Source organism: Novosphingobium sp. FW305-C-30-35, assembly GCF_058783135.1.
Genome location: NZ_JBYSYJ010000001.1, coordinates 201140 through 217859, shown reverse-complemented (window position 1 = coordinate 217859; position 16720 = coordinate 201140). Strand labels below are relative to the sequence as shown.

The following is a 16720-nucleotide window of genomic DNA, read 5'->3' as shown; positions in this document are numbered from 1 at the left end:
GCTGTCATATCACGATTTCGACCCATCCATAAACCCCGCCTTAACGCTTCGGCCCGTAGCGCTTTCACATGGCCTACGAAGGCGCCTCCCTTGACGCAAACCTCGCCGCTGCTGCCGGGCACGATCCCGAACTCGTGCGCGAACTGCGCGCGGCATTCATCGAAAGTGCCGAGCGGCAGGTAGATCTACTTGGTCGGGCCCGCTGCGATGGCAACTGGCACGTTGCTGCCTTGCGTTTGAAAGGCCTTGCGGCAAGCTTCCACGCCGAAGGCCTGATCGACCTTGCGGAGGAGGCGCTGGACGGTGCCCCCGGCGATCCGGCGATTCTTCGTCGCCTTCGCCAGATGCTGGCCGACTTGGCGATAGAACCTTAATCCCCGATACGACCGCGGTCCGCCTTGGCACGACCGTCGCCAGTCCCTACGATGGTGCGACAGGAGGCAATTGTTGCGGGTCGCGGTTCTTTCCCTGATTGAAACTTCCCATCCGGCGCAGGCTGCGGGTGCGTCGGCGACGACGCCTTCGGGGCTGCGCGGGTATCTGCCAATAGGCGGACGCTCGCTATTACGCCACCAGATCGGACTGGCCCTCTCGCTGGGCGCCAAACGCCTTGTGGTCATGGCCGAGGGGATCAGTGGCGAGCTGGTTGCGCTTCAGCATGTTGTCGAGGCAGGCGGAGCGCAGTTTCATGTCGTAGCGACCGCACGCGCACTCGTGCCATTGCTCGCGCCCGAAGACGACGTGATCGTCGTGGGTGATGGATTGATCGCCATGCCCGATGTGTTTCGGGATCTAATCGAGGCAGGGCCGGGTGTCCTCACCCTTCCAGCGGAAAGCGCCTTGCCGCTCGGGTTCGAGCGCATCGACATCAACCACGCATTTGCCGGAGCAATGCGCTTTCCGGGACGGATCGCTGCAGGCCTCGCTGACCTGCCGCCGGAATGGAACGCGCAATCGGCGCTGCTGCGCCTCGCCGTTCAGGCCCGCTTGCCTTTGCGCGGTGTATCTGCCGCCATGCTGGGAGATGGCCGCTGGACCATGGTCCGCAGCGAGCCAGAAGCCCATGCCGCAGAACGCCAGTGGCTGCGGCTGCATACGGCTACCGGTGACGCGGCGGAGAGGTCTCCGGGGGTGCTGCTGGCCATGGCGTTCGTCCGCAGGTTCGGTCCAGCCATGCTTCATGCAGGAACCCGGCCTGCGTTGATCGGACTTGCTGCCGGGATACTGGGGCTGCTCGGTCTGGGCCTTGGCTGGCTTGGCAACGCCGCCACCGGGTTCCTGCTTGTCGGGTTATCCTGGCTGGTGGAGCGCGTGGCCAGCCTCATGGGGCAGGTGGAGCGTGATTCGCTCCTGGCGTCGGGTCTTGAACGCAAGGCCGTGGTCCTGTTCCATCTCATTGTCGACGCTGGACTGGTGACGTTGGCCGCGTGGCGCAGCGAGTTGCCCTACACCAGCGCGATTCCATTTGGACTCAACTGGTTCACCCCGATCCTGCTTGTCGGCGGAGCGCGCCTTGTGCGCCTTGCCTTGCCGCGTTTCCCCCGTTCCGCCTGGCTGGAAGATCGATTGGTGTTTGGCTTGTTGCTCGCCATCGTCAGCGTGGCGCTGCCATTCGATGCGACGATCGGACTTGCCGTTCTGGCGCTCCTCGGCACCTGCCTACTGTTGCTTCAGCTCGGAAGATCGCCAGCAACCGAGAGATCGCCTAACTCGCAGTTAACCAGTCGGCCGTAAGAGCGACTTATGGCATTGACCGTACCTTTCACCCCCGATCCCGGCGCGATAGAGGCGCTTCTGCGCGATGACCTGGCTCACGCCGATCAGGTCATGATTCACATGGGGCCGATCCTTCAGCATCTTCTCCGGAACGACGATAACTCGATCTTCAGCGACGAGATCATTGCCCGGGTCCGGGGCATGCTGTCCGATCTTGCCCGGCAGCTTGTGCAAGCGGTCGGCGAGGCTGCGGGTCATGACAATTCTGCCGCTTGGGCGCGGGAGGCGAGCGATGGCCTGGCGGATATGCTCGCCGGCAACCAGGCCCTGTTGAATCATCTGCACATGCTGGCCGTGGAGTGGCAACTCACCGAGAAGATGCAGGGCAGGCTCGGACTGGATCCTGTGCTTACCCCCCTGCTTCAAGACATCATCGCTTCGCGCGATCCCGATCTTGCCGCGCGCGGAATGAACCTGCTCGCGGCGCAGGCGCGATTCGGGCAATTGATGCGACGCATGCAGATTCCGCTTTCGGAACTTCCGGGTGACCTTCATCATATCGCATTGATGACGATGCAGGCCTATGTTGCCGAGGACCCATCCGGACTGGCTGCTGCCGGGGCGGCAGAAAGCACGCTGCGCCAGCAACGGATGACTGCGGCATCGCGTCTTGAACTTCTCGATCACGTCATTGGCCAATTGGCCGGAGATTCAGGCCGCGGTCTGAAAATTGATACTGCGGGCATTGCGCTCTTTCTATCGACGCTTGCATCGGGAGCGGGCATGTCGCGCGAGATGGCGATCATGTGCACGACCGAAAGTCAGATGGCGCGAATGGCTCTCGCACTGTCGGCTGCAGGAGCTGACCGCACGAATCTGGTGACCACTTTCGCCGCGCTTCATCCGCAGACCAGCTTGCCCGATGGCATCGATCAGATCGTACCTGATGCAGCTGCGGCGATGCTGGCGTCTTCCCTGATGCGTCGCGAAGCGTTCGGATAGCGATCAGCAGATGAAGGTATCCCCGTGACCACCGCAGGTCTAATCAGCGCCCGCTGCGACAGTGCGGACCGTCTGGTCGAGTCCGACGAGATCCTTGCGGCGCTGCAGGTTCGGCTGGGCGGGGGTTACCCCGGAGTGATTGCGCTGCCCGGTCTCCTGTCGCTGGTTCGTCGTGCGCGAATGGCGGGAGCGACCCTGGGTGCCGCCATGACTGTGACGGACGAAGGGCAACCGCTTTCGTTTTCGGCGCGCGCCATCCCCGATGGGGCGGGCACAAGAATCGAGATCAGCGACTGGAAGGTCGCCTCGGACGCCTGGCAGGGCGATGAAGCCGCATCCGCCGATGAAGCACTGGTCCGCCAATTGGCCGAGGCGCACATTGTTCTGGACGCTGAGCAGCGCATCGTATCGGGTTCTGTAACGGCGGGCGATCTTGCCGACCTCGCATCGGGCCTGCAGCAAGGCTTTGGCAAATACTGGACCGATTTCGTAACGCTTGAAGGCAATGCACACCGCCAACCGCTGCACTGGCGATTGCTTGACGAAGCCCGGGTGGCCGTCCCCGGCTCGTCCCGTGTGTGGAAGACGCGCATTCTTCCGTTGCGTGCCGGGGGGTTCGAACTGCTCCTCGTAGCAGAGACTGTGTTGATCAATGTCCCGGCCAAGGCTGTCGCTGCTGCGCCGGAACCCCTCCCACAGCCAGACTGGAAGGGATTGCTGGGGCGCAAGCTGGCGCCGGCACTGCGTTTGCCAATCAACCGGATCGTGGCCAATGCCGAAACCATCCGGACACGCCTCGCCGGTCCATTGGCAGAACAGTACGTAGGGTACGCCGGCGATATTGCAGAGGCGGGGCGGCACCTGCTGTCTCTGGTCGAAGACCTTGCCGACCTTGAGACGGTGGAAGATGAAGGCTTTGCACCTGCTCCCGATCACATCGATCTTGTAGATTGTGCACGGCGCGCAGCAGGCATCCTCGGCGTGCGGGCGCAGGAACGGGGCATTGCGTTCGTACTCCCCGCGCTCGATGTGGCAGCGCCAGCCATCGCGGAATTCCGCCGCGTGCTGCAAATTCTCCTCAATCTCATCGGCAACGCCGTGAGATACTCGCCTGAACATACCCGGGTCGAGGTCGATTGCGGTATCGATGGGGAGTTCGCCTGGATCACCGTACTGGACCAGGGGCAGGGCATTGCTCAGGAGCACGCCGAAAAGGTTTTCGAGAAATTCGAGCGCCTTGGTCGCAGTGGCGATGGCGGCAGCGGACTGGGCCTCTATATCTCGCGCAGACTGGCACGCGCGATGGGAGGCGATCTCACTGTCCAGCAGGCGCCAGATGGCGGCGCGAAATTCGTGCTGTTGTTGCCGGCTGACACTGCCGCGCAGGCAACCGCAGCGGGCTGACGCTCAGCCCCGCCGCGATGCGCGCCAGATTGCAAGCGCGCCGATCAGCATCAAGCCTGCGCCGATATAGGCCCATTGTGTCTGGGCGAGCATGAAGCTCGATGCCGGCCACATGATCAGGCCCAGCCCCTGTCCGATCCACAAGCCGCCCATGAGAAGGGCGACGATGCCGAAAATCCTGAGAACTGTCGCCATCGTCGCCCTTTCCTGTTTCTCAATCGATCAGCGTTCGCTCAGCGGCACGCAGTCGCGCTGCGTCGGGCCGGTGTAGAGCCGGCGCGGCCATCCGGTTTCTCTCGAGAAACCGGCACGAAAAGTGCGGCCGCGCCTCTCACGCCTCAGCGTTCGCTCAGCGGCACGTAGTCGCGCTGCGTCGGGCCGGTGTAGAGCTGGCGCGGACGCCCGATCTTCTGGCCAGGATCGCTGATCATTTCGTTCCACTGTGCGACCCAGCCCACGGTACGGGCGAGGGCGAAGAGCACGGTGAACATCGTCGTCGGGAAGCCAATCGCCGAAAGGATGATGCCCGAGTAGAAGTCCACGTTCGGGAACAGCTTCTTCTCCGCGAAGTACGGATCGCTGAGCGCGATTTCCTCGAGGCGCAGGGCGGTCTCGAACAGCGGATCGTTGACCTTCAGCGCGTCGAACACTTCGCGCACGGTCTGCTGCATCACGGTCGCGCGCGGATCGTAGTTCTTGTAGACGCGGTGACCGAAGCCCATCAGGCGGAACGGATCGTTCTTGTCCTTGGCGCGGTCGATGTAGTGCTGGATGCGATCGGGGGTGCCGATCTCCTTGAGCATGTTGAGCGCGGCTTCGTTCGCGCCGCCGTGCGCCGGGCCCCACAGACAGGCGATGCCTGCCGCGATGCAGGCAAACGGATTGGCGCCCGAGGAACCGGCCAGACGGACGGTCGAGGTCGAAGCGTTCTGCTCGTGATCGGCATGAAGGATGAAGATGCGATCCATTGCCTTCTCGACAGCGGGGATCACTTCGTACTCTTCGGCCGGAACGCCGAAAGTCATCTTCAGGAAGTTGCCGGTATAGGACAGCTTGTTGTCCGGATAGACGAAGGGCTGGCCAACCGAATACTTGTAGGCCATCGCCGCGATCGTCGGCATCTTGGCGATCAGGCGGTGCGAGCTGATCTTGCGATGCGTCGGGTCAGCAATGTCGGTGCTGTCGTGGTAGAACGCCGAGAGCGCGCCGACGACGCCGCACATGATCGCCATCGGGTGCGCATCGCGACGGAAGCCGCGATAGAACGTGGCAAGCTGCTCGTGCAGCATCGTGTGGCGGGTGATCGTGCGGCTGAAGTCCGCAAGTTCCTGCTGGCTCGGCAGTTCGCCGTTAAGCAGCAGGTAGCTCACTTCCATGAACGACGAATGCTCGGCCAACTGGCCGATCGGGTAACCGCGGTGCAGAAGCACGCCCTCATCACCGTCGATGTAGGTCAGTGCGCTGTCGCAGCTTGCCGTCGAAGTGAAGCCCGGGTCATAGGTGAACATGCCCGTCTGGCCATAGAGCTTGCGGATGTCGATGACGTCCGGCCCGATGGTGCCGCTCTTGATCGGCATGTCCACGCTGTTGCCGCCAGCGGTCAAAGAAGCCTGGTTTTCGCTCACGCCTAAGCCCTCCTGTTTCTTCTGTCTTTACAGTTTATGCCCGGGTTCAAGCCAACTGATCGCGGATGCGCGCCAGCGACTCGTCCTTGCCGAGCAGTGCCAATACGTCGAATATTCCCGGCGAGGTAGTCTGTCCCGTCAGGCTCGCGCGCAACGGTTGGGCAATTTTGCCCAAGCCTATCCCAAGCTCCTCGGCCATTTGTTTCAAAGTGGCCTCCAGCCCTTCGATTGTCCAGCCGTTTTCCGCCTCGAGCGCAGCCACCACTTTGGCCAGTATCGCGCGCGAATCGTCGGTCAGTAGTGCGGCCGCCTTTTCCGCCATGGGCAGGGGGCGCTGCGCGAACAGGAACACCGAGGAGGTCGCCAGTTCGTTGAGATCGGCAGCGCGCACCTTCAGCACCGGCATCGCTCTGGTCAGCAGATCCATGCCCGCTTTGGCGTCGAAGCCAGGCTCCAGCACAGCCATACGCGGGGCGACCAGCCCGGCAAGCCGGGCATCGTCAGCCTCGCGAATGTAGTGGCCATTGAGGTTCAGCAGCTTCTTGAGATCGAAGCGCGATGCGCCCTTGTTGACGTTGGCGATATCGAACCATTCAACCGCCTGATCGCGGCTGATGATTTCCTCGTCACCATGGCCCCAGCCGAGGCGCAGCAGGTAGTTGAACACCGCTTCGGGCAGCAGCCCCATCTCGTCGCGATAGGCGTCGACGCCCAGCGCACCGTGACGCTTTGAGAGCTTGGCGCCATCGGCACCGTGGATCAGCGGGATGTGCGCGTAGATCGGATCGGGCCAACCACCTTCGATCTCGTTCATCGCACGGACGATCACCAGCTGACGGAACGCATTGTTGATGTGATCGTCGCCGCGGATCACATGGGTGACGCCCATGTCATGATCGTCGACCACGACAGCGAGCATGTATGTCGGCGTGCCGTCCGAACGCAGCACGATGAAGTCGTCAAGCTCGCTGTTCTGGACCGTGATAAAACCTTGAACGCGATCGGGAATCGTCGTTTCGCCTTCCCGCGGCGCCTTCATGCGCACCACGTAGGACTGGTCGGCCGGCCACTGATCAGGCGTCGCATCGCGCCACTCGCTATCGATGCGGAAGGGGCGGCGCTCGGCCTGGGCTTTCTCGCGACGAGCGGCGAGCTCTTCCTGCGTCAGGTAGCAGCGATAGGCGTGTCCGGCCTCCAGCATCTGGTGCGCGACCTGAGCGTGCCGTTCCGAGCGGGCGAACTGGAACACAGGCTCCTCGTCTCCGCCCAGACCCAGCCAGTTCAGCCCGTCGAAGATCGCTTCGATGGCCGCATCGGTCGAGCGAGCACGATCGGTATCCTCGATGCGCAGCAGGTACTTGCCGCCGTTGTGGCGAGCATAGAGCCAGTTGAACAGCGCCGTACGCGCGCCGCCAATGTGCAGGAAGCCAGTGGGCGAAGGGGCGAAACGGGTGACGACCGGGGCATTGCCGGGCGATCCTGCAGAAACGGTGTCAGTGGCGCTTGCCATCGGCCGCGCTTTCCTTTGCTTTGAATGTCATGGCGTCTCCGGCTGCAGATCGGCCAGCGGCAGACTACCCCGCCGCCGAACCGGTCCCTGAACCGGGCGAACGCGCGCGGCATTGGGACATCCGCGCGCGATTGTCCAGCATGCTTGATGGTCGGATCGACGCTGCAGAACGCTTCCTGGATGCACACCCGTTCGAACGCGGGCTCTGGCTGGTGGTGGCCTTTGCCGCAGGCATCGTGCTGTGGGTAGCGCTTCCCTCCCGCTCCGACTGGATTGCCGCACTGTTGGCGCTTGGGGCCATCGCCATCCTTGCCCTGTTGGCGATCAATGCCGAGAAGCGGCCTCACCTGCGCCTCGCCGTGGCAGGACTGGCGATCATGGTGGCTGCCGGCGAGGTCACCATCTGGACGCGCTCCGCGCTGGTGGGGCAACCGGGCATAGCGAGACCGCAGGTTTCTGCTCTTGCCGGAGAAGTTCTTGAACGACGGGAGGAGCCGGCAAAGGCGCGCGCGCGCCTCGTATTGCGGGTGATGCTGGATGGCATGGCCGGTCCTGTCCGCGTGCGGGTCAACCTGCCTTACGACAAGGATCCGGGAGACGTGGCTGAAGGTGCCCGGGTCGCCCTGGGCGCCCGGCTCATGCCACCGGCCGCTCCCATGCTTCCGGGCGCGTATGACTTTGCTCGCAGGGCCTGGTTCGATGGCCTTGCAGCGACGGGAACGGTGCTGGGCGATGTGCGAGTGGTCGGAAGATCAGATCGTGATACCACGCTTCGCAGCTTGCAGAAGTCGCTGGCCGAGCATGTCCGCTCACGGTTGACCGGATCGGCGGGGACAATTGCGGCCGCATTTGCCAGCGGGGATCGCGGGGCGATTGCTGCCAGCGATGAAGACGCCATGCGCGATGCGGGACTGACCCACCTCCTGTCGATCAGCGGCTTGCATGTCAGCGCGCTGGTGGGGGCCGTCTATTGGCTGGTTGCGCGCTTGCTCGCGCTCTTTCCCTGGGTTGCGCTCAGGATCCGCGTGCCTCTTGCAGCTGCGCTGGCAGGCGCCCTGGCAGGATTTGGCTATACCTTGCTGACCGGAGCGGAAGTGCCCACCATCCGGTCGTGCATCGGGGCATTGCTTGTCCTTGGTGCGCTGGCCTTGGGACGCGATCCACTATCGATGCGAATGGTCGCGGTTGGCGGCTTTGTCGTCATGCTGTTCTGGCCCGATGCCGTCCTTGGCCCCAGCTTCCAGATGAGTTTCGCGGCCGTGATTGCGATCATCGCCTTTCACTCGGCGGGCCCGGTCCGCTCGTTCCTCACCGGTGAACACCATGGGCCCCTGGTCCGGGCTGGGCGAAGCTTCGTAATGTTGCTGGCTACCGGCATGGTCATTGAACTCGCACTGATGCCAATCGGCCTGTTCCATTTTCATCGCGCTGGCGTTTATGGCTCGCTGGCAAACGTCATTGCCATTCCGCTGACCACTTTCGTGACCATGCCGCTGATCGGCTTGGCCCTGGTGTTTGATCTCGCAGGCCTTGGCGCACCGGTTTGGTGGCTGGTTGGCAAGTCCCTCGATCTGCTGCTGGCGCTGGCACACTTCGTGGCATCACAACCCGGCTCAGTAACTGCAATGCCGCCCTTCGAAACATGGAGCTACGCGCTGTTCCTCGTCGGCATGTTGTGGCTGGCACTCTGGGTGGGCAAGGTGCGCCTTCTTGGCACCATACCCGCCGGTCTTGCCATCACCGCTATGGTCCTGACGCCGCGGCCCGATGTGCTTGTCACCGGTGATGGCCATCATGTCGGCATAGCCGGCGAAGGATCGGACCTGATCGTCCTGCGCATGGGAAGGGGCGATTACATGCGGGACAACTTGCTCGAACTTGCCGGAATGGAAGGCAGCCTTCGTCGCCTCGATGAATGGCCGGGTGCTCGCTGCAATGAAGACTTCTGCGCTGCAACGGTGCTCAGAAACGAACGGCGTTTTACGCTCCTGATGGCCCGCAGCCGAAACTACATTGACGACATGGCGCTTGTGGCGGCCTGCGAGCGGGCCGACATCGTCATCGCCGATCGACGCCTTCCGGCATCGTGCCGCCCGCGCATGCTGAAGGCAGACCGATCCTATCTCGCCAATACGGGAGGCATATCCATCGATCTTGCCTCTGGCCGGATTCGCACCGTAGCGGAGGCGCAGGGCCAGCATGGTTGGTATCGCTGGCCAGTACCGCGCCCGACGCTCAGCCAAACGCACCTCCACGACGCCGGAGCCGAAACGCCAGATGCGTCTGAAGCAACCGTGCCGGTAACGGCGCTAGTGGCTTCCAAGCGATGAATGCGACCCAGGGCGGTCCATTTCCTTGTCCGGCGGGCGATGATCTCAAAGCAGCGCTCCTTTCCGCCGAACTTGCCGGGCGAACCTGACGTTCGCCCGGCTCAATTCATCAGGGGAGGACCCAGCGCACCGATCCGACGTAGCTCCCCGCAGTCGGCATGCCGTCGCTGCCAAGTGCAGGAGTGAACCGCGCTCGCGCGCTGACTTTCGTGCATGTCGCTGCATCAAGGTCAGGAGACCCGCTCGATCCGGTAATCTCGCATCCCGTGACGCGGCCATCCACGCCTATCGAGAGGCGAAACCGGGTTAGCCCTTCTCTTTCCTCTCTGATTGCGGCCGAGGGATAGTCGCGGTCCGAGATCCATGAGCCCGGCGATCCCTTCGGCGATGCTGTGCGCACGGCAAAGCTCGGCGAGGGAGAGGGGCGGGGCTCGGGCAGGACGTTCGGGATAGGGTCGACTGGCGTGATCGGGGTGACCTCGATATCCCGGACTGTGCTTGAAGGATCCACCGGCGTAATCGCGATGTCGGGGCGGGGGGCCACCAGCGAGCGGCTGCCAGGCTGTGGGGAAGGTTTCACGTCCGGCGGAGGAGCGACAGGCGTTACCTTCACCTCCTCGTCCTCCCACTGCTTGGCAGGAAGTCGGTCCGTCAGGATCGTGACCATGCTGTTGGCGAACCCTGAAGCGATCGCCCAGATCGCCACTCCATGAAGCAGCCCGACCGCGATGAAGGTCTGTGTCTGCCTGCGTCTCGTATTCTCGATTGCATAAGCCATTGGCAACACCTCTTCCGTTGCCGACGCCCCATGTTCTGGCGGGCCGTCCCGGAAAGGGGCGCCCCATGGCGGGGCATTCGGTAACAGTGGATACTATACTTCACACTGGATCACATCCAGAAGAATCTCAACCAAATCGATTGATATTTGCCATAACATGCTGATGCAAAAAAAGCCGCCGCGCATTTCCTGCGCAGCGGCCTTTATCATCAGGCACGCCCGAAGGCCGGGCGCTATGTTGCAACAAACGTCAGTGGTAGCGCCGCAACAAGCCTGCAAGCTTGCCCTGCACGGTCACCTCGTCGGGGCGATAGAACTGAGGATCATAGGCAGCGTTGGCGGGATCCAGCCGAACCATGCCCTTTTCGTGATGGAGATACTTGAGCGTGGCCTCTTCCCCGCGCACAAGTGCAACCACGATCTCGCCATCGCGCGCCATATCTGTCTTGCGGACAAGCGCGTAATCGCCATCGAAGATCCCGGCTTCAACCATCGAGTCACCGGACACTTCGAGTGCGTAATGCTCTCCTGCGCCCAGTAGCGCGGCAGGAACCGGCAGGGTCGCCGTCGTCTCGAGGGCTTCGATTGGCACACCGGCTGCAATCTTGCCGTGCAGCGGCAGCTCGATCACGTCGTTTGCCGCCACAGGCACGGGAGGCGCTTTTGGTGCAGGACGAAGCGCCGTGACGCTTCCGCCCGTTGCTCCACCATCTGCATTGGCAATCTGCCGAACGGCGCTCTGCTTGCCCACCGCGCTGTCTGGCTGGCGGAGGACTTCGAGTGCCCGTGCGCGGTTGGGGAGGCGGCGGATGAAGCCACGCTCTTCAAGCGCCGAGATCAGCCGGTGGACGCCCGACTTGGACTTCAGATCGAGCGCTTCCTTCATCTCCTCGAACGAGGGGGAGATGCCCGACTCTTCAAGCCGGACCTGAATGAAGGTGAGCAGTTCGTGCTGCTTGCGCGTCAACATCGGCGGCCACTCCGCAATGCGCGGCTTCGAGGCAAAGCCGCTGGTCTTTCATGGACCGGGAGTGAATGTTCCATCCCGGCGAACGAATGCGGAACGGATAAGCAACCTGTTGCGACTCGTCAAGCAATTCCGCCATTTTCGAGGAGGTAGATAGGAACATCCGTTCCGGCCGGTTTGGCCTCGGCCCCTGCTTCCCGCACGGCCAACGCGTTGGCCCTTGAAAGTGGAGAGAGCGCTCCGGAATCCTGGAGCGGGTCGAGCCTTACCGACGCTCCGTCCCATATCGCGCGCAGGAACTCCATTCGGCTCCCGCCCTGCGCCAGTGGCTCTGCAAGCCGGGCTGGGATGGCTTTTGGCAGAGGCGCGCTCGCGCCGAGCATCGCTCTCAGCAGGGGGAGCATGAACAGGTAGGCCGTGACGAAGGCCGAGGCGGGATTGCCGGGCAGGCCGAGAATGATCTGGGATCCACGCGTTGCCACCAGCAGCGGCTTGCCCGGCTTGATGCCGATGCGCCAGAAGTCGATCGAGGCGCCAACGGCCTCGAGCGCCGGGCGAACGAGATCGTGATCCCCGACTGACGCCCCGCCGCTTGTGACGATGATGTCCGAGTTGTTTGCCGCGTCCAGCGCGCGGACCAATTCTGCGAGTTCGTCCGCCACAGGACCGGCATGGCGGATATCGACCGGCAGGGAGGCGGCCATCGCACAGAGCATCGGCCCGTTGCTGGCGGGAAGCTGGTGCAGGTCGGGCAGGTGGCCGGGAGGAACCAGTTCGTCGCCGCTGTCGATGACGGCCAGGCTGACACGCCGGCGCACGGGGAGATGGCTGTGGCCACCGGCGATGGCGAGCGCGATTTGCGCAGGACTAATGCGGCTACCCGCAGAGATCAGCGTTTCGCGAGAGCTGAAATCCATGCCTGCGGGTCGAACGTGGCGCGAAGCGGGCTGCGGTGGCTCGCCGGTCAAGCTCAGCTCGTTGCCGTTGCGCGCGCTGTCCTCCTGAAGCAGCACCATGTCCGCGCCTTTTGGCAGGATGGCGCCAGTGCTGATGCGGGTGGCTTCACCGGGGCCGACCTCGCCGCCGAAGGGGTGGCCGGCCGCGCTTTCACCGATCACGCGCCACGGGCCCGGAAGATCGGCACTGCGCATGGCATAGCCGTCCATCGCCGAAAGGGCTGCCGCTGGCTGCGTGCGCCGGGCAAGGAGGTCCTCGGCGAGGTAATGGCCAAGGCATTCGGCAACCGAGCGATGCTCGACGGGCAGCGAAGGCGCGAGCGCGAGCAACCGGCTCTGCGCTTCGGCAAGGGGTAGGGGCGGCGCTTTCATTCCGGAGCGCGCCAGGTTCCGGACTTGCCGCCCCGCTTCTCGATCAGACGGACACTTTCGATCACCATGCCTTTGTCGAGAGCCTTGGCCATGTCGTAGATCGTCAGCAGGGCGAGGCTCACCGCCACCAACGCTTCCATCTCTACGCCCGTGCGACCGGTCAACGAAGCGGTGGCAGTGCATTCGATGCCGTCGGCGACGAAGGCGAAATCGACGTTGACCGCATCGAGCACCAGCGGATGGCAGAGCGGGATGAGGTCGCCTGTCCTTTTCGCCGCCATGATCCCGGCAATCCGCGCTGGGCCAAGCACATCGCCTTTCGGAGCATTGCCGGACCTGATCGCCTCGAGCGTGGCGTCAGACATGCGAATCATACCACGCGCAATCGCGACGCGGTGCGTCTCGGTCTTGCCGCCGACGTCGACCATGCGAGCGGTGCCGGTCGAATCGAGATGGGTGAGGTCGTTCATCGTTGTCCCTGGAATGCTGAATGGGGGTTTACGGGGTTTACACTGTCCAGAGAGAACTGCGGAACGGGAGTTGGAACGCAGTTTTGGCGCGGATTTCCGGGGCTTTCAAGGTGCTTCGCTGACAGTCGGCACCATGGCAAAAACCTGCCCTGTAGGAAAGCGTTTCCAATCCGAAGTGACTACATATTGGGATTTCGTTAGCCTTCTGCCGCAATAAGCACATTGATGAATACTGTGCAGAACAAGAAGCGTGTTGCCATCATGATTGATGGCGAGAACGTGCCCGCAAGCACGATGTCAAAGATTGAAGCGATCGCAACGTCGTTGGGGGACGTGCAGTTGCGCCGTGTCTATGGAAACTTTGCAAACGGGGCGAATGGCGAATGGATAGACCATTCCAAAGACCATCCGCTCGATGTGAGACAGGTTACACCTTCAAAGAACAAGAAGAACACCACCGACATCGCCTTGGCTGTCGAGACAGTCGAAATCGTCCTGCGCAAGGGGTTTGATTGCGTCTGCATTGCATCGAATGACCGTGACTTTCAGCCACTTGTCGAATTTCTGCGCAGGGAGGGCGCCGAAGTGCATGGTTTCGGCGGTGATGCCGCTGACCTGAAACTCCGAAACAGTTGCTCGAAATACCATATCGTTCTGAACACGAGGAAGGCTGCCGCAACATCCTCTGAGAAAGTCGAGAAACCAACGGCAGCTGCGACCAAAGCCAAGCCCCCGCAAGAGCCGTCCAAATCGGAAGCCGCCAACTGGGCCAAAGTCAGGGAAGCTTTGAACGAGTTGGCCAGCCAGCGGGAATGGGTGGCATTGCGGGAGCTCGCTACCGTCCTGAGCAAGGCGAAGCTCCAACCCGCCTCGTTCGGATCAAGGAGCTGGCTGCAAGTGTTCAAGAAGGACGGCCGCTTCGCCGTTGAAAAGATTGCGGGTTCCACCCAATCGCAGGTGCGGTTGGTGGCCTGACGTCACTTGCCGCCCTGCCAGCGCTCGCTATTGTCCCAAGTGTCAATAACGGGAGCGGTGGATGCGGAAGCGGTGGGTTTTGTTAGGAGCGGTCGTGCTGGCAGGGGGCGCCGGGTTTGCCTCGCTTGACAAGGAAACGCGGGGGATTCTTCTTGCGCTGCCGACCAATGCCGATGTGCTGTCTTGGCGGGAAGGGCAGCGTGATGCGGCTTTCCGGGCGATGGACAGGTTGCCGTTTCTGGCCAAGGCCAACACGATTGCGCCTGCGGCCGAACCTTTGCCTCTTCCAGCAGGCAAGCCGCTGACCGTGCCGGGACTGGACGAATACATGGCAAGCCAGCGCACGGCGGGGCTGGTGATCGTGCAGGATGGCAAAGTGCGATTGGAGCGCTACGGGCTGGACTTCGATGCCAAGGGTCGTTGGACCAGCTTTTCGGTGGCGAAGTCATTCACCTCGACCCTTGTCGGCGCAGCCTTGCAGGATGGCGCGAGGTCGTGTCCCACGGGGTGGTGTAGGAACCGTCGATCCGCAGTAGGATCAGGTTCGGGTCAGGCAGCCAGAGCTGGCAGGCTGACAATGGGGTTATGGCTCACCGAGCCGAGGGTTTCCAGCGTCATGTAACGGCGTGACACCGCCCACTCATCATTCTGTTCCAGCATGAGTGCTCCGACGAGGCGGACGACGGCGGCGTCATTCGGAAAGATGCCGATGACATCGGCCCTTCGCTTGATCTCCTTGTTCACCCTTTCCAGCGGGTTGGTCGACGCGATCTGCGCCCAGTGCTCCTTCGGGAAGGTCATGTAGGCAAGCACGTCCTCGCGCGATCCGGCCATCATGTCGGCCAGCTTCGGGAACTTCTCGCGCAGGGCATCGGCGACCTGTTCCCATTGCTGGTGAGCCGCTTCAGCCGTTTCCTGCGCAAAGATCGTCTTGATCATGGCGATGACTGCCGGTCGCTGCTTAGGCGCGGCATGTGCCAGCGCATTGCGCATCCAGTGGACCCGGCAGCGTTGCTGGCTCGCGGCGAACACCTTGCTGGCGGCGGCGCGCAACCCCTTGTGGTCGTCCGCGATGACCAGCTTTACCCCGCGAAGTCCCCGGTCGGCGAGCGAGCGCAGGAAGGCTTTCCAGAAGGGTTCCGCTTCTGAAGGGCCGGTGGCAACGCCCAGAACCTCGCGCCGACCATCGGTGTTGACGCCGACGGCGATTATCGCCGCCGTCGAGACGATCCGCCCGCCCTCGCGGACCTTGAGGTAGGTGGCGTCGATCCACAGGTAGGGCCACTCGCCCTCGATCGGCCGCTGCAGGAAGGCGTTCACCCGTTCGTCGATCTCGGCCACCAGACGGCTCACCTGGCTCTTCGAGACGCCGCTGGCGCCCATCGCCTTGACCAGATCGTCGACCGAGCGAGTCGAGACACCGTGGACGTAGGCTTCCTGGATCACCGCCGCCAACGCCTTCTCAGCCGTGCGGCGTGGCTCAAGGAAGCTCGGGAAGTAACTGCCCTTCCTGAGCTTGGGGATCGCCAGCTCGATCCGGCCGGCCCGAGTGTCCCAGCCCCGTTCGCGATAGCCGTTGCGGTGGTTGAGCCGCGCCGGGCTGCGACTGCCCGCAGCCGCACCCGTTCTGGCCTCAATCTCCAGATCCATCATGCGCTCGGCGGCAAATGCCAGCATATCGCGCACCAAATCGCTGTCTGCCCCTTGCTCAATCAGCTCAACAAGGGCCATTCTGTCGTCGGTCATCGTCTTCTTCTCCAGGTTCGAGTTCGCATCCGAACCCTACCAGAAGATCGACGGTGGCCACCCTCTCAGAGAAACCTTCCTACACCACCCCGTGGGACACGACCTGGCGCGATCAGGAGCCTGGACGACAAGGTCAGCCAGTATATTCCTGGCCTCAAGGGCAGCGCTTACGATGACGTGAGCGTGCGACAGCTGCTGACCATGTCATCAGGCGTACGCTGGAACGAGGATTACGAAGACCCGAAGTCGGATGTTGCCGAGTTCAATCGGGCCCAGCCGGAGGACGGCCTCGATGCCACCGTCAGCTATATGCGCAAGCTGCCGCGCGCCCATCCGCCCGGCGAGGTGTGGCATTACAACACTGGCGAGACCAACCTGATCGGCGTGCTTGTGAGTTCGGCCACCGGCAAGTCATTGTCCGCCTATTTGCAGGAGAAGGTCTGGCAACCTGCCGGAATGGAAGCCGAGGCGACGTGGCTGTTGGGGAAGACCGGGCTCGAGATCGGTGGTTGCTGTCTGCAGGCCGCGACACGCGATTACGCAAGGTTCGGCCTGTTTGTGCTGAACGGTGGCAAGGGGCGCGATGGCAGGCAGATCGTGCCGTCGGACTGGTTCGCAGAGGCGACGACCAAGCAGAAGGATATCGGCCGGGCAGGGCGCGGCTATGGCTTCCAGTGGTGGACCAATGACGATGGCACTTTCGCCGCGCAAGGCATCTTCGGCCAGGGGATATTCATTGACCCCAAGCGCAAACTGGTGATTGCCAGCAATTCGGATTGGCCGCGCGCCAGCGCCGGACCACAGCCCGAGGCGCGCGAAAGCTTCTATCGGAAAGTTCAGGCCTTGATCGACGCGGGCAACTAGAGCGG

Annotated in this window: 16 protein-coding genes; 8 read left to right on the top strand and 8 right to left on the bottom strand. The window is 62.9% G+C overall.

Features of this window, described 5'->3' with window-relative positions:
• Positions 1 to 68 precede the first annotated feature (68 nt).
• The 4 genes from AC3WLM_RS01255 to AC3WLM_RS01240 all read left to right on the top strand — a co-directional run bounded on the left by AC3WLM_RS01255 (position 69) and on the right by AC3WLM_RS01240 (position 4122).
• The gene (locus AC3WLM_RS01255; protein ID WP_039331057.1) at positions 69 to 374 is read left to right on the top strand and encodes a hypothetical protein; all 306 of its coding nucleotides are present in this window, start codon (positions 69 to 71) and stop codon (positions 372 to 374) included.
• A 73-nt stretch (positions 375 to 447) separates the two neighbouring features.
• Positions 448 to 1734, top strand: coding sequence for a glycosyltransferase family protein (locus tag AC3WLM_RS01250; RefSeq protein WP_492476362.1), 1287 nt, complete (start codon positions 448 to 450; stop codon positions 1732 to 1734).
• A 9-nt stretch (positions 1735 to 1743) separates the two neighbouring features.
• Positions 1744 to 2718, top strand: coding sequence for a hypothetical protein (locus AC3WLM_RS01245; protein WP_062344423.1), 975 nt, complete (start codon positions 1744 to 1746; stop codon positions 2716 to 2718).
• 24 nt (positions 2719 to 2742) lie between these two features.
• On the top strand, positions 2743 to 4122 hold the full coding sequence (locus AC3WLM_RS01240; protein WP_492476361.1) for a sensor histidine kinase: 1380 nt from the start codon (positions 2743 to 2745) through the stop codon (positions 4120 to 4122).
• 3 nt (positions 4123 to 4125) lie between these two features.
• On the opposite strand, the gene AC3WLM_RS01235 is transcribed toward AC3WLM_RS01240, so the two are convergent.
• The 3 genes from AC3WLM_RS01235 to gltX form a co-directional block, all read right to left on the bottom strand.
• On the bottom strand, positions 4126 to 4317 hold the full coding sequence (locus tag AC3WLM_RS01235; protein ID WP_039331050.1) for a hypothetical protein: 192 nt from the start codon (positions 4315 to 4317) through the stop codon (positions 4126 to 4128).
• 143 nt (positions 4318 to 4460) lie between these two features.
• Positions 4461 to 5747: a citrate synthase gene (locus AC3WLM_RS01230; RefSeq protein WP_039331048.1), complete on the bottom strand. Its 1287-nt coding sequence runs from the start codon at positions 5745 to 5747 to the stop codon at positions 4461 to 4463.
• A 46-nt stretch (positions 5748 to 5793) separates the two neighbouring features.
• Entirely contained in the window at positions 5794 to 7257 is a 1464-nt protein-coding gene (gltX, locus tag AC3WLM_RS01225) for a glutamate--tRNA ligase (RefSeq protein WP_492476360.1), read from the bottom strand.
• Positions 7258 to 7286: 29 nt separating this feature from the next.
• Here gltX and AC3WLM_RS01220 point away from each other — a divergent pair, with 29 nt between their 5' ends.
• Complete coding sequence (locus AC3WLM_RS01220; protein WP_492476359.1) at positions 7287 to 9587, top strand: ComEC/Rec2 family competence protein; 2301 nt, start codon at positions 7287 to 7289, stop codon at positions 9585 to 9587.
• A gap of 109 nt (positions 9588 to 9696) precedes the next feature.
• Here the strand turns inward: AC3WLM_RS01220 and AC3WLM_RS01215 are convergent, their stop codons facing one another.
• The 4 genes from AC3WLM_RS01215 to moaC form a co-directional block, all read right to left on the bottom strand.
• On the bottom strand, positions 9697 to 10365 hold the full coding sequence (locus tag AC3WLM_RS01215) for an energy transducer TonB (protein ID WP_492476358.1): 669 nt from the start codon (positions 10363 to 10365) through the stop codon (positions 9697 to 9699).
• A 250-nt stretch (positions 10366 to 10615) separates the two neighbouring features.
• A complete protein-coding gene (gene lexA / locus AC3WLM_RS01210; protein ID WP_062344410.1) occupies positions 10616 to 11335 on the bottom strand; it encodes a transcriptional repressor LexA in 720 nt (239 codons plus the stop codon).
• 119 nt (positions 11336 to 11454) lie between these two features.
• Positions 11455 to 12660 (bottom strand): molybdopterin molybdotransferase MoeA, encoded by a 1206-nt coding sequence (locus AC3WLM_RS01205; RefSeq protein ID WP_492476357.1) that lies wholly within the window; start codon positions 12658 to 12660, stop codon positions 11455 to 11457.
• Complete coding sequence (moaC, locus tag AC3WLM_RS01200) at positions 12657 to 13130, bottom strand: cyclic pyranopterin monophosphate synthase MoaC (RefSeq protein WP_492476356.1); 474 nt, start codon at positions 13128 to 13130, stop codon at positions 12657 to 12659. Before moaC ends, AC3WLM_RS01205 begins: the two co-directional genes overlap by 4 nt.
• A gap of 225 nt (positions 13131 to 13355) precedes the next feature.
• On the opposite strand from moaC, the gene AC3WLM_RS01195 reads away from it, so the two are divergent.
• Both AC3WLM_RS01195 and AC3WLM_RS01190 read left to right on the top strand, forming a co-directional pair.
• Positions 13356 to 14105 (top strand): NYN domain-containing protein, encoded by a 750-nt coding sequence (locus AC3WLM_RS01195; RefSeq protein WP_492476355.1) that lies wholly within the window; start codon positions 13356 to 13358, stop codon positions 14103 to 14105.
• Between the two features lie 61 nt (positions 14106 to 14166).
• Complete coding sequence (locus AC3WLM_RS01190; RefSeq protein WP_492476354.1) at positions 14167 to 14727, top strand: hypothetical protein; 561 nt, start codon at positions 14167 to 14169, stop codon at positions 14725 to 14727.
• Here the strand turns inward: AC3WLM_RS01190 and AC3WLM_RS01185 are convergent.
• A complete protein-coding gene (locus tag AC3WLM_RS01185; protein WP_004207098.1) occupies positions 14655 to 15851 on the bottom strand; it encodes an IS256 family transposase in 1197 nt (398 codons plus the stop codon). The genes AC3WLM_RS01190 and AC3WLM_RS01185 overlap by 73 nt on opposite strands.
• Here AC3WLM_RS01185 and AC3WLM_RS01180 point away from each other — a divergent pair.
• Positions 15810 to 16715, top strand: coding sequence for a serine hydrolase domain-containing protein (locus AC3WLM_RS01180; RefSeq protein WP_492476353.1), 906 nt, complete (start codon positions 15810 to 15812; stop codon positions 16713 to 16715). The two genes, AC3WLM_RS01185 and AC3WLM_RS01180, sit on opposite strands and share 42 nt — an antisense overlap.
• The last annotated feature ends 5 nt before the right edge of the window (positions 16716 to 16720 follow it).

Bases quoted from the DNA above. Each gene is read 5' to 3' on its own strand.
- AC3WLM_RS01215 (WP_492476358.1), bottom strand. From the start codon at position 10,365: ATGGCTTATGCAATCGAGAATACGAGACGCAGGCAGACACAGACCTTC.
- AC3WLM_RS01220 (WP_492476359.1), top strand. From the start codon at position 7,287: ATGGCGTCTCCGGCTGCAGATCGGCCAGCGGCAGACTACCCCGCCGCC.
- AC3WLM_RS01255 (WP_039331057.1), top strand. From the start codon at position 69: ATGGCCTACGAAGGCGCCTCCCTTGACGCAAACCTCGCCGCTGCTGCC.
- AC3WLM_RS01190 (WP_492476354.1), top strand. From the start codon at position 14,167: ATGCGGAAGCGGTGGGTTTTGTTAGGAGCGGTCGTGCTGGCAGGGGGC.
- AC3WLM_RS01235 (WP_039331050.1), bottom strand. From the start codon at position 4,317: ATGGCGACAGTTCTCAGGATTTTCGGCATCGTCGCCCTTCTCATGGGC.
- AC3WLM_RS01185 (WP_004207098.1), bottom strand. From the start codon at position 15,851: ATGACCGACGACAGAATGGCCCTTGTTGAGCTGATTGAGCAAGGGGCA.
- AC3WLM_RS01205 (WP_492476357.1), bottom strand. From the start codon at position 12,660: ATGAAAGCGCCGCCCCTACCCCTTGCCGAAGCGCAGAGCCGGTTGCTC.
- lexA (WP_062344410.1), bottom strand. From the start codon at position 11,335: ATGTTGACGCGCAAGCAGCACGAACTGCTCACCTTCATTCAGGTCCGG.
- AC3WLM_RS01245 (WP_062344423.1), top strand. From the start codon at position 1,744: ATGGCATTGACCGTACCTTTCACCCCCGATCCCGGCGCGATAGAGGCG.
- moaC (WP_492476356.1), bottom strand. From the start codon at position 13,130: ATGAACGACCTCACCCATCTCGATTCGACCGGCACCGCTCGCATGGTC.
- gltX (WP_492476360.1), bottom strand. From the start codon at position 7,257: ATGGCAAGCGCCACTGACACCGTTTCTGCAGGATCGCCCGGCAATGCC.
- AC3WLM_RS01195 (WP_492476355.1), top strand. From the start codon at position 13,356: ATGAATACTGTGCAGAACAAGAAGCGTGTTGCCATCATGATTGATGGC.